The following is a 12655-nucleotide window of genomic DNA, read 5'->3' as shown; positions in this document are numbered from 1 at the left end:
CCGGGCAAGCTCTTTTTTTGCGTTGCGCGATTACGCGAATTACATCTTCATGACGCCGCCTTGGCTGGCGTTCGTGACCATCGCGGAGTAACGAGCGAGATAACCGCGTTTGATCTTCGGTTCGAAACCTGTCCATGCCGCGCGGCGGGTTTCGAGCTCCTCGTCGCTCACTTCCAGCGTGATTTTACGGTTGTTCATGTCCAGTTCGATGATGTCGCCGTCGTTGACGAACGCGATCGGGCCGCCTTCGGCCGCTTCCGGGGATACGTGGCCGATCGAGATGCCGCGGGACGCGCCGGAGAATCGGCCGTCGGTAATCAGGCCGACCTTCGTGCCGAGACCCATGCCGACGATCTGGGACGTAGGGGCGAGCATTTCCGGCATGCCGGGTCCGCCTTTCGGTCCTTCGTAACGGATAACGACGACGTGGCCTTCTTTGACTTTGCCGTTTGCGATGCCGGCGAGGGCATCTTCTTGGGAGTCGAAGCAGATCGCCGGTCCGCGGTGATAGCCGCCGACGGATTTGTCGACCGCGCCGACTTTGATGATCGAGCCGCGAGGCGCCAAGTTGCCGAATAGGACGGAAAGGCCGCCTTCTTTGGAATGCGGGTCTTCCACGCTGCGAATAACGGAGTGATCCGTGATTTCCGCGCCTTCGACGTTCTCGCGAAGCGTCTTGCCGGATACGGTCAGCACGTCGCCGTTCAGCGCGCCTTCCTTCTTGAACAGCTCGTTGATGATCGCGCTGACGCCGCCCGCGTTATGCAAGTCTTCGATGTGGTGGTCGGAAGCCGGCGCGAGCTTGGACAAGTAAGGAACGCGCTTCGCCACTTCGTTGATGCGTTCGATCGGATATTCGATGCCCGCCTCGTGAGCGAGGGCAAGCGTGTGAAGAACCGTGTTCGTGGAGCCGCCCATCGCCATGTCGAGCGCGAACGCGTTGTCGATGGAGTCGATCGTAACGATGTCGCGCGGCTTGATGTCTTGCTTAACGAGCTCCATCAATTGCAGCGCCGATTTCTTGACGAATTCGCGACGTTCCGGCGCGACGGCCAGAATCGTGCCGTTGCCCGGAAGGGCGAGGCCGAGCACTTCGGCGAGACAGTTCATCGAGTTCGCGGTGAACATGCCGGAGCAAGAGCCGCAAGTCGGACAGCCGTAACGCTCGAGCTCGGTCAAGCTGTTCTCGTCGATTTTGCCGGTCATGTACGCGCCGACGCCTTCGAAGACGGAAGTGAGCGAGATGGCCTTGCCGTCGCTCGTGCGGCCGGCTTTCATCGGGCCGCCGCTGACGAACAGCGTCGGGATGTTGACGCGAAGCGCGGCCATCATCATGCCCGGGGTGATTTTATCGCAGTTCGGGATGCACACCATGCCGTCGAACCAGTGCGCGTTAACCATCGTCTCGACGGAGTCGGCGATGATCTCGCGGCTCGCGAGCGAGTAACGCATGCCGATATGGCCCATCGCGATGCCGTCGTCGACGCCGATCGTGTTGAATTCGAACGGAACGCCGCCCGCTTCGCGAATCGCTTCTTTGACGATTTTGCCGAATTCCTGCAGATGGATGTGTCCCGGAACGATGTCGATGTAGGAATTGCACACCGCGATCAGGGGTTTGCCGAAATCTTCTTCCTTAACGCCCGCGGCGCGCAGCAAGCTGCGGTGCGGAGCGCGGTCGAACCCTTTGGTGATCATGTCTGAACGCATTTTTTTGTTAGCCAATGAGTGCCCCTCGCTTTCGGTTGTACCGGAATGTCATATCCTTGATTTTATCATAGATTCGAACGGCTTGACCAGAATGTTGCTGGCAATAGACGCGTTTGTTTGGTAAAGCGTCAAATGAGCAAAGGAGGCGTATATGCGTCATGTTCATGGGAGGTGTTGGTTGGTTTCGGAATGGGGTTCCGTGAAATACAACCAAATTATTCATCATTTATGTCATGAAAGTTGACATAAAGATTTACAGTGCCATTCTGTTTTCCTATAATGGAAGAAAGTTCAGGAGGGAGACGTTGGGATGAATTTGACCGAACGGGAAAAAGAAAAGCTGCTCATTACGGTAGCCGCGGACTTGGCTCAACGCAGGCTGGACCGCGGGGTGAAGCTGAATTATCCGGAATGCATCGCATTGATCACCTCCGCCATCATGGAGGGAGCGAGGGACGGCCGCACGGTCGCGGAGATGATGGCTTACGGCACGACGCTGCTCCGTCGCGATCAAGTGATGGAAGGCGTGCCCGAAATGATTCACGAGGTGCAGGTAGAAGCGACGTTCCCGGACGGGACGAAGCTCGTGACGGTTCATCAGCCGATCGCCTGACGCATAGAGGAGGCAAGTTCGTTCATGGCCATGATTCCGGGAGAAATCCGGGCGAAGCCCGGCGATATCGAATTAAACGCGGGGAGGAGGACGGCGGAAATGATCGTCGTCAACGCCGGAGACCGGCCCGTGCAGGTCGGTTCCCATTTTCACTTCTTCGAGGTGAACCGATCTCTCAGGTTTCCGCGGGAGCAGGCGTTCGGCATGAGGCTGAACATTCCGGCGGGCACGGCGGTCCGGTTCGAGCCGGGCGAAGAAAAGCCGGTTTCGCTGACGGAACTCGGCGGCGCGAGAGCTTCCTACGGGTTGAATGGGCTGACGAACGGCAACGCTTCCGGCGTCATGCCGTCCGACGTCTCGGACAGATGGAAAGAATGGGACGATTTAAAATAATTGCAGCTTATCGATGCGAGGGGTGAGCGTTCATGCGCATGAACCGTCAGAGCTACGCCGACATGTTCGGGCCGACGGCCGGGGATTCCGTCCGGCTCGCGGACACCGGACTGTGGGCGAAGATCGAGAAAGATTACACGGTGTACGGGGACGAATGCAAATTCGGCGGAGGCAAAGTCATCCGGGACGGCATGGGCCAGTCGAGCAGGGCCGTCCGGAGCGAAGGCGTCATCGATACGCTCATTACGAACGCGGTCGTCATCGACCACTGGGGTATCGTCAAAGGCGACATCGGCATCAAGGACGGACGAATCGTCGGCATCGGCAAAGCCGGCAATCCGGACATCATGGACGGCGTCGACGCGAATCTCGTCGTCGGAGCGAGCACGGAGGTGATCGCGGGCGAAGGCAAAATCGTTACGGCCGGCGGCATCGATACGCATATCCATTATATTTGTCCGCAGCAGATCGAGACCGCGCTCGCCTCCGGCGTCACGACGATGATCGGCGGAGGGACGGGACCGGCGACGGGAACGAACGCCACGACGTGCACGCCGGGCGCGTGGCATCTCCGGCGAATGCTGGAGGCGGCAGAAGCTTTCCCGATGAACCTCGGCTTTCTCGGCAAAGGGAACGCGTCGACGCTCGAGCCGCTCGCCGAGCAGATCGAGGCGGGCGCGATCGGGTTGAAGCTTCACGAGGATTGGGGCACGACGCCGGCCGCGATCGACGCCTGCCTGTCGGCGGCGGACAGGTACGACGTGCAGGTCGCGATCCATACCGACACGCTGAACGAGGCGGGCTTCGTCGAGGACACGCTTCGGGCGATCGGAGGCCGAACGATTCATACGTATCATACGGAAGGCGCCGGCGGAGGGCATGCCCCGGACATTATCAAAGCGGCGGGCGAGCCGAACGTCATTCCGTCGTCGACGAATCCGACCCGCCCATTTACGGTCAATACGATCGAGGAGCACCTCGACATGCTGATGGTGTGCCATCATCTGGACAGCGGCATTCCGGAGGACGTCGCGTTCGCCGATTCAAGGATCCGTCCAGAGACGATCGCCGCGGAAGATATTTTGCACGATCTCGGGGCGTTCAGCATCATCAGCTCCGATTCGCAGGCGATGGGTCGCGTCGGGGAAGTCATTACGAGGACCTGGCAGACCGCGGACAAAATGAAAGCGCAGCGTGGGCCGCTCGCGGGAGACGACGAGAACGGCGACAACGAACGCATCATGAGGTACGTGTCGAAGTACACGATCAATCCGGCGATCGCCCACGGCATCTCGCACCTCGTCGGGTCGCTCGAACCCGGCAAATGGGCGGACGTCGTCGTCTGGAGTCCGGCGTTCTTCGGCGTGAAGCCCGACTTGATCTTGAAGGGCGGAAGCATCGCGTATGCCCAGATGGGCGACCCGAACGCGTCGATCCCGACGCCTCAGCCGGTGTTCGGCCGTCCGATGTTCGCTTCCTACGGCAAATCGCTGACGCAAAGCTCGATCACGTTCGTCTCGCAAGCTGCGTTCGACCGGGGGATCGCGGAGGAACTCGGCTTAAGCAAGAAGGTCGAACCCGTCGTCAACTGCAGGGGCATTGGCAAAAAAGACATGATCCGCAACGACGCGACGCCGAAGATCGAAGTCGACCCGGACACGTACAAGGTGACGGTCGACGGCGAGCTCGCCGTGTGCGAGCCGGCTACCGTGCTGCCGATGGCGCAGCGGTACTTCCTGTTCTGATGGAGACGGCGGGAACGAGGCCGGACAGCTGGATGTCGCTGCAGTTGCTGCTCGATTCGGCGTTGCCGATCGGCAGCTTCGCCCATTCGTTCGGGCTGGAATCCCTCGTGCAAGACGGTCGGATCTCGAATGGCAAAGGCTTGAGGGAATACGTCGCCGCAATGCTTCGGCACAGTTGGGCGCCGGGGGACGCAATGATCGTCAAGGCGGCATACGGCGTGGGATCCGGGGCCGCGGACCGCAAGGGCGGGGGCCTGGGAGAACCGGAAGAGGCGGAAGAACATCGCTCCATAAGCATGGACGAATATGCCTATCGCGTCGAACGGCTGGTCCATCTCCAACGGCTGGCGCCCGAATCGCGCGACGGCATGGAGAAAATCGGAAGAAGGCTGTTGAAGCTGGCGCCCGAGCTGTTTCCGGACGTCTCGCTCCGGAAGCTGGGAGAAGACGCCAAAGCGGGTCGCTGTTTCGGTACGTATCCGCTCGTATACGGCATCGTGTGCAGGGAGCTTCGCATCCCGCTCGACCGGGCGGCCGAAGGGTATTTGTACGCGTCGGTCGGCACTTGCGTGAACGCGGCGCTGAGGCTTATCTCGATGGGGCAGACGGAAGCGCAGCGCATTACCGCGTCCCTGTTCCCCGACGTGACGGCGGCATGGGCTAGCGTTAAGGAAATGGATCCGGAGGACGCTTACGGCGCGATGCCTCTCGCGGAGCTTGCGATGATCCGCCATGAAACGCTGTATTCCAGATTGTTCATGTCTTGATAGCGTCGAAGGGCTGGACGCGATTCCTACAATTCGTAAATAACCATCACTCATACTCGGAGGGATTCCATATGTGCAAAGGAAAAGACGGACAACATCATCACCACGGCTGGGAAACGCCCGAAATCGTGAACGGACGGCCGATGCGGATCGGCATCGGGGGACCGGTCGGTTCCGGCAAGACGAAGCTCGTCGAGAGACTGGCGTTCGAGTTGAAGGACAAAATCAATCTCGCGGTCATTACGAACGATATTTATACGAAGGAAGACGCGCGTATCCTGTCCGCGACGGGCTGCTTGCCGGACGAACGCATCATCGGCGTCGAGACGGGAGGCTGTCCGCACACGGCGATCCGCGAGGACGCGTCGATGAATTTCGAGGCGGTCGAAGAGCTGGAAAGACGGTTCCCGGATTTGGACCTGATCCTGATCGAGAGCGGCGGAGACAACTTGGCCGCGGCGTTCAGCCCCGAGCTGGTCGACCGGTTCATCTACATCATCGACGTCGCGCAAGGGGAGAAAATCCCGCGTAAGGGCGGTCCGGGCATTATGCGATCCGACCTGCTCATCATCAATAAAATCGATCTCGCGCCTCATGTCGGGGCGAGCTTGGCAGTGATGGAGCACGATTCCCGCCATATGCGCGGCGAACGTCCGTTTATTTTCACGAACCTGTTCGGCGGCGAAGGACTCGATGCCGTATCGGCATGGGTATCGCGGGAGACGGACGGCCATGTCGCCGTCGTCTAGCCCGGCCGCGGAAGGATCTCTCGCGTCGTCCGTTCCGCCGGCCATCCGTTCCGTTCCTGTCGCCGGAAGACTCTCGGAGCTTCGCGCGACCGTCGGCATTCCGGATGCGGACGGCGTACCGAAGCTCGTCGAACGGTACCACACGTCGCCTCTGAAGATCGCGAAGACTTTCTCTCTTCGGGGGGAAGGGGATTGGCGGCAATTGGCCGTCGTCCAGATGGACGGTTCACCCGGTTTACTGGAAGGCGACAGGTATTCGTTCGATTGGGAGCTTCGCGAAGGCGCGCGGCTGTACGCGACGAACCAAGCGTATACGCGCGTTCATCCTTGCGAGTCGGAGACGGGCGACGCCCGCCTTCGCCAATCGTTCCGCTTGGGCGCGGGCGCGGTGCTGGAATGGATACCGGAACCGGTCATGCTGTTCCGGGACGCACGGTTCATCGCTGAGACGGAGGTCGAACTCGGAGAAGGCGCGATATGCATGCTCGGGGATTTGTTCAGCCCCGGGAGACTGTTCCGGGGAGAAGCGTTCGACTTTCGGAAATACGAGCTTAAGGTTAAGGTTCTGCACGGCGGGGAGCTCATCCATTACCAGCGCCAAGTCTGGGAGCCGGAGACGTTGCCGATCCGCAGCGCGGGCTGCTTCGGGGAATTCACGCACATGGGGACGTTCTCGGTGTTCTCGGATCTTTTGGGAGCGGATTTCCAAGAGCGGCTTCGGGCGTATATCGACGAGAGGCCGGCCATGATGGAAGGCGTCTCTTGGGGCGTCGCGCGCACGGCCAGACACGGCGTCGTCGTGCAGCTTGCCGGAAACGCGGCATGGCGACTGCAACGGGCGATTCTCGCCGCATGGGACGGCGCGAGGAAGCTGGCGCTCGGTCAACCGCCGTTGCGTTTGCTCAAGGAAGCTTGGATGGGCGGCGAATAACTCTTTATTCTCGGACTGAAAAAACCGGCCGGAGCTTGGGCTCCGGCCGGTTTTGCTATTCTTCCGACGGCTCCGGGAACAAGCCCGCCAGACCGGCGAACGGAAGGTTCTCGTAATGGTCGGTTTTATAGACGACTTCGCTTTCGATCTTCGCTTCGTCGCTCAATTTATTGCGCTTGAATTGGAACTGGTCGAACAGCTTCACGAGAATGCGTGCCGTGTTGATGGCATCGTCCAGCGCCCGGTGATGCGTGCCCGAGAACGGAATTTCGAGCAGCTCGAGAGCGGGCTTAAGGCCCATCTGCTGATGTTTCTCCAGCTTGTATATTTTCGAAAGCATTTTTTGCAAATTGTTATGATTGACGATCCAATCCGTCGCGATGCCGTGCTGCCTGCATTCCTGCACGAGTTGGCGCAGATCGTCGGGGCCCCACGCGCATAGGAAATATTCATCCTTGCCCATCCATTCGGAATAATCCCGAACGACGTTGCCGAGCGTCTCCGCTCCGTTAACGTTATCTTGGGTAATTCCGGTAAAAGAAGTCGTGTCGGCGGAAAGCTGAGGAACGACCGACGGTTTGACGAACGCTTGGAACGTATCGATTACTTGCGGCACGCCGCTTGCGATATCTACCTTGGCCGCGCCTATTTCGATGATTTCCGCGATCTGGCCTTTTTTCCGGCGAACCGTCATTTCCAGATCGTATACGATAATGGTCACTTCATGCACCTCAAGAACATCCGATAATAAATTGCGTACCTTTGTTATTATAGACCTCCTTCTGCTATTTGTCAGTGCGTAATCGATTCCAATGCTTTCGAACAAAAATAGTGATAAAATCAAAAAATCGTTTAATAACACAAATATCTTACTAGAGTATAATTACAATTAAAAAATGAGAGCGCTTTCTATAATGGAGGGGGATTGTTGTTGTGCCTACCCTGCTTATCGTAGACGATGAAATGCCGCAGGTTCGCGCCCTTAGCGCGATCATCAGCAAAATGAGGCCGAAGTATGAGATCGTAGCGCGCACGGACGGGGAATCCGCATGGCAGGCGATTCGACAACGCCCCGTCGACGCATTGATTACGGATATACGGATGCCCAATATGGACGGCATGGAACTGATCGATCGGGTCCATCGGTACAATCCTCAATTGAAACTCATTTTGCTCAGCGGTTACGGACAGTTCGAATACGCGCAAGAAGCGATACGCTGCAACGTGCTGGAATATTTAATCAAACCGATCGGGCAGGAAGCGATTCATCGGGTGATCGAGAAGCTGGAGGCGAAATGGGAGGAGGACAAGCAAAGACGCTTGACGGAATCGCTTTTTCGGGGAACTTTGTGGAGGAAGCTGTTCGAAGGGAAGATGAACCCGGAAGAATACGCAGAGTTGAAAAAGACGGTTGTCAAAGACGGACCCGGTCTCGCGTTGACATTGGATTTCCCGGAGGCTGCCGCTCCTTTCGCGAAGGGCGAGCTGGAGAACGAGCTGGAACGGCGCTTTTCCGTCCTCGCTTCGCAGGCGGTCTTTCATTCATCCTCGATTTCGCGGCGTTTCGTAGGGATGCTCTGGCTCTCTCCCTACTACTCGGTCAGGGCCTCGGAAAGCTACGGCAAAATTCGCGCCATCGTGGACGATGTCGTCAACTCGGCAGAGCTCGCGCTAAGCTCGGGAGTTAGCGATGTGCACCCTAATCTGTTCGAAAATGCGGAGAAAGCTTATCAAGAAGCCCAGCTCGCGGCATCGCTCGCTTTTTATGAAACGAATCAACCGTTGATCCGCTATTCGGCGATTCATGAGTTCGTAGATCCGAATTCCCATAACGTATCTTTTTCCGCTGCGCGAATTGCCGAAGGAATCCGTTCGGGCAATCGACAGCTAGTATCCGAAGATATTCACCATTGGATCACGGACGAACTCAAGCGACGACGGTTATCGCCCGAACATTTTAAAACCGAATGCGCGAACAATTTGATCCAGGTGCTGAACAAGCTGGATAGCCTCATTCAAGAAAGCGAGAAACATAGGCTGTCCGAAAAAGCACGGCAATCCATGGCGTCTGCAAAAGATTGGATGGAGCTTAGAAGCCGGACCATGGATTGGATAAATGAAGTCGCGGACGGAGTGCAGCAACTGCTCGGCGATACCCACGGAACAATCATCAAACGTTGCCAGGAATATATGCGGATGCACTTCAACGAAGACTTGTCCTTAGAGCGCGTATCCGCGAAATTCAGCTTCAATGCTTCTTATTTCAGCAACTATTTCAAGATGAAAACAGGAACCCGTTTCTCGGATTATTTGCTTGGCATTCGCGTCGGAAAAGCGAAGGAGATGCTGCTAAATTCCTCGGAACTGATCGAGGACATCGCGCATGAGGTCGGCTTTAGCAATTCCGCGTATTTTATCCGGATGTTCAAGCGCGAGACCGGCGTATCCCCGGCTGCCTTCCGCAGGCTGTCCGGTTCAAGGTGATCCGATGATTAAATCACTCGTCCGGGTGTTGTTGAACAGCCGCCTCAACTCGAAGATCCTCGTCGCTTTTTTGCTCTTGTTGACCGTGCCCGTGCTCACGATCAGCCTCAACCAATACCGGCTGAGTAAAAACAACACGATGAACCTTGCGCAAAAAGACGTGTTCACGATCGTGAACAAGAATAACGATATTTTGGATGCCAAGCTCTCTCGAATTCGCGAGATGATCTACGGCTTCATGGAGGATTCGGATTTCTATCATATCTTCTCTTCGCTGGACCGTACCGACCGTACCGGGATACTGGTCGCCGACGCGAAGATCAAGACGATTTTGGACAAATACTTCTCGCAATCCCAGGACATCTATTCCGTGCAAATCGTCACCGATTTTTTTACGTTCGGTACCGCATCATCGGCGAACAGCGAGCATGCGAAAAACTTCATACCGCGAGGCTCGTTCGTTAATACTTCTTTGAATCTTGCCGCCGTAGCCGGCGAGGGTCGGCTGGAATGGGTGCCGACATACGATTTCGGAGAAATGTATCAAGTCGATTATTTGCAAGGAATGGAGTACGACTATCGGCACTTATTTTCCGCCGTCGCGCTTATCAACGGTTCGAATATCGAAGGTAAATTCACGCCTTTCGACTCCTTATCGAGCAAGCCCGTGCTCGTCGTCAACTTCAAGGAGTCGCTGTTCGACACGGTTTTTCACGGGAGTATTCCGATTCAAGGAAGCACGTACATCGTCGCGGACGAGCAAGGTAAAATCGTCTCGCATCCGGACAAAGGATTGCTCGAGAAGCCGATCGAGCAAGATTTGGCTAACGTCATCGGCGAATCGGATAGCGGAGTGACTACGGTAAACGTCGATGGCGAGGAACGGGTCATCGGCTTTGCGCGATCCAACATTACGGGCTGGACTTCCATTGCGGTCATTCCGTCCAAGCTGCTGTTCGGTCCGTTCTTGAACGACTTCTTGCGCAGCATGGTGTTATCCGTATGCGTGATTCTCCTCTTATTCGCGGTACTATCCGTATTTTTGAGCCGAATCATTACGCAGCCGATTCGAACGATGATCAGGGGGATCGTGAATGCCGGGGAAGGCAAGTCGGTTACCGCGTTCGAAGAAAGAGGCAGCTACGAATTCAGAGTGCTGATGAAGAAGTTCAACGATATGAGCGATAATATCCATAAGCTGATCCGGGAGAAATACGAGATTGAAATTCGCGAAAAAGAAGCGGAAATCAAAGCTTTGAACTTGCAGCTGGATCCGCATTTCATGTATAACACGCTGAACATGGTGAGCCTGATGTCGCTCGAGAAAGGCGAGACCGAGATCAGCGACATCGTCGTCAGCTTGTCCAATATGATGAAATACGTCGTGAAGACGGAAGCCGCGCTCGTTTCCTTCCAAGAAGATTTCGGGTACTTGCAAAGCTATATTACGATCATGTCCAAAAGATTCGAAGGAGCCTTCACGGTCAGCTACGAGATCGATCCGGGGTTGACGAACGAGCTTGTGCCCAAATTTTTTCTGCAGCCGTTGGTTGAAAACGTGTTCGTTCACGGCTTTCGCGGTTTGAAACGGCATGGCTTTCTGCGCATCCGTTGCCGGATCGCCGGCGAAAGCATGGTATGCGATATCGAGGACAACGGCATCGGCATGGAAGAAGGCAAGCTAACGTCCGTTCAGCGGCAAACCGGACACATCGGGGTGGCGAACGTCGATCGCCGCATTAAAATCATGTTCGGCGAAGCTTACGGGCTCTCCGTGGATTCGGAAGCAGGAAAAGGAACGACCGTTTCCGTCAGACTCCCCTTTACAAGTCCCGAGAGGAAGGTCGTATAAATGGCATCCAAGCGACGGTTGTTGCTTACAGTCTCAGCATTGGCGGCAGTTATTGCATTCGTCTTGGGCATTGTTATCATCATCGCCGGGGTTCAACGCGACGAGCCTGCGCCTCCAGCGGAAACGAAAGAGAAAGTGACGCTTAGATTTACTTACTGGGGCTCTTTCGAAGAACGCAAAGCCATTGAAAACACGATGCGGAAGTTCAGCGCGCAATATCCTTGGATCGAAGTGAAAACGATTCAGCTCCCCAACTCGGATTACAATACGAAGCTGAAAGCGATGGTCTCCTCGAACGAAGAGCCCGATCTCGGCTACATGACGTCGGAATTGGGCGAATTATTCGCCAGCCAGCAAATATTCCGGAATATATATGACCTGCTGGAACGGGATCCGGAGCTCGATAAATCGGATTTTCTGGACTACTTATGGTACACGTCGTCCGACGATTACGCATGGGGAGTCGGTACCGCCGGAGAGTGCTTCGGGTTATTCTACCGGAGAGACTTGTTCCAGGAAGCCGGGGTAGAGGCCCCTCCGTCAAAGGCGATCAACGCTTGGACGTGGCCGCAGTTCGTGCAAGCCGCTCAGCGGCTGACGCTCGATAAGTACGGCCGAAACGCCGCCGATCCGCAGTTCGATCGCAATAACATCGTACGTTACGGGGTCATGTTCGAAACATGGTCGGACCCGCTGAACAATTTCGTCTTTAGCAACGGCGGAGATTGGGTTAGCGAGGACGGCGGCGAGTTTACGTTGAACAGCAATGAAGCGTCGGAAGCGATTCAGAAGCTCGCCGACCTGGTCAACAAATATCATGTGGCGCCGTCGCCGCTGGAGACCAAATCGATGCCCTCGATGAGTATTGCGCTCCAAGCCGGACTGACGGCGATGACCGTCGACGGGCAATGGATCAACTTGGACCTTGGTAAAGCCGGCGTCGATTACGATATCGGCGTTCTGCCGACGCTGAAACAAAGCGTCACGGTAGGCGTTAGCGGGGCGACCGTTCTGTTCAAGTCCTCGCGTCATCCCGAGGAGGCGTGGCTTCTGTTCAAGTGGTTGTCCGATCCGGATCGCGCGCTTGAATTATACGCGGACGGCTTATGGATGCCGGTGTTGAAAAAGTGGTATACGGACCCGGCGCTCGTGGCCAAATGGGTCGATGCCAATCCGAAAGCTCACCCTCCGGGCTTCAAGGACGCGATGATGAACCAGCTTATTCAATACGGCAAGCCGAGCGTCGGGTTCTATTTGCGCAATCAGTCCGAGCTGTTTCCGATCGTTACGGAGCATCTCACGCCCGTGTGGCTCGGCGAGAAGCCGGCCAAGGATGCGCTGAACGAAGTCGCCGGCAAAGTCGGCGCCTATTTCCCCAAGAAAGATTCTATTAACCAAAAATGATGCAATT

At 56.4% G+C, this 12655-nt stretch carries 11 protein-coding genes; 9 read left to right on the top strand and 2 right to left on the bottom strand.

Annotated elements, in window-relative coordinates; translation table 11 throughout:
- Nucleotides 1-39: 39 nt before the first annotated feature.
- Nucleotides 40-1710: a dihydroxy-acid dehydratase gene (gene ilvD, locus ACFPPD_RS23600; protein ID WP_209744358.1), complete on the bottom strand. Its 1671-nt coding sequence runs from the start codon at nucleotides 1708-1710 to the stop codon at nucleotides 40-42.
- A 310-nt stretch (nucleotides 1711-2020) separates the two neighbouring features.
- On the opposite strand from ilvD, the gene ACFPPD_RS23595 reads away from it, so the two are divergent.
- The 6 genes from ACFPPD_RS23595 (at nucleotide 2021) to ACFPPD_RS23570 (ending at nucleotide 6908) form a co-directional block, all read left to right on the top strand.
- Nucleotides 2021-2323 (top strand): urease subunit gamma, encoded by a 303-nt coding sequence (locus ACFPPD_RS23595; RefSeq protein ID WP_209743851.1) that lies wholly within the window; start codon nucleotides 2021-2023, stop codon nucleotides 2321-2323.
- 30 nt (nucleotides 2324-2353) lie between these two features.
- Nucleotides 2354-2716: an urease subunit beta gene (locus tag ACFPPD_RS23590; RefSeq protein WP_209744355.1), complete on the top strand. Its 363-nt coding sequence runs from the start codon at nucleotides 2354-2356 to the stop codon at nucleotides 2714-2716.
- Nucleotides 2717-2754: 38 nt separating this feature from the next.
- Nucleotides 2755-4461: an urease subunit alpha gene (ureC, locus tag ACFPPD_RS23585; protein WP_378083728.1), complete on the top strand. Its 1707-nt coding sequence runs from the start codon at nucleotides 2755-2757 to the stop codon at nucleotides 4459-4461.
- Nucleotides 4410-5228: an urease accessory protein UreF gene (locus ACFPPD_RS23580; RefSeq protein ID WP_378083589.1), complete on the top strand. Its 819-nt coding sequence runs from the start codon at nucleotides 4410-4412 to the stop codon at nucleotides 5226-5228. The genes ureC and ACFPPD_RS23580 overlap by 52 nt, the downstream gene beginning before the upstream one ends.
- A gap of 71 nt (nucleotides 5229-5299) precedes the next feature.
- Complete coding sequence (gene ureG, locus ACFPPD_RS23575) at nucleotides 5300-5977, top strand: urease accessory protein UreG (RefSeq protein ID WP_209743845.1); 678 nt, start codon at nucleotides 5300-5302, stop codon at nucleotides 5975-5977.
- A complete protein-coding gene (locus tag ACFPPD_RS23570; protein WP_209743842.1) occupies nucleotides 5961-6908 on the top strand; it encodes an urease accessory protein UreD in 948 nt (315 codons plus the stop codon). Before ureG ends, ACFPPD_RS23570 begins: the two co-directional genes overlap by 17 nt.
- Before the next feature lie 55 nt (nucleotides 6909-6963).
- Here ACFPPD_RS23570 and ACFPPD_RS23565 read toward each other — a convergent pair whose 3' ends face one another.
- On the bottom strand, nucleotides 6964-7638 hold the full coding sequence (locus tag ACFPPD_RS23565; protein WP_378083586.1) for a 3'-5' exonuclease: 675 nt from the start codon (nucleotides 7636-7638) through the stop codon (nucleotides 6964-6966).
- A gap of 203 nt (nucleotides 7639-7841) precedes the next feature.
- Here ACFPPD_RS23565 and ACFPPD_RS23560 point away from each other — a divergent pair, with 203 nt between their 5' ends.
- From ACFPPD_RS23560 to ACFPPD_RS23550, 3 genes are read left to right on the top strand one after another with little or no spacing between them, the layout of a single operon-like run.
- Complete coding sequence (locus ACFPPD_RS23560) at nucleotides 7842-9392, top strand: response regulator transcription factor (protein ID WP_209743839.1); 1551 nt, start codon at nucleotides 7842-7844, stop codon at nucleotides 9390-9392.
- A gap of 4 nt (nucleotides 9393-9396) precedes the next feature.
- Entirely contained in the window at nucleotides 9397-11244 is a 1848-nt protein-coding gene (locus ACFPPD_RS23555) for a cache domain-containing sensor histidine kinase (RefSeq protein WP_378083583.1), read from the top strand.
- Nucleotides 11245-12648, top strand: a complete 1404-nt coding sequence (locus tag ACFPPD_RS23550) for an ABC transporter substrate-binding protein (protein ID WP_209743836.1) — start codon at nucleotides 11245-11247, stop codon at nucleotides 12646-12648.
- Nucleotides 12649-12655: the final 7 nt, after the last annotated feature.

Source organism: Cohnella suwonensis (genome assembly GCF_042655365.1).
GTDB lineage: Bacteria > Bacillota > Bacilli > Paenibacillales > Paenibacillaceae > Cohnella > Cohnella suwonensis.
The sequence above is the reverse complement of the archived record's forward strand: the minus strand, read 5'-3'. Positions and strand labels throughout refer to the sequence as shown.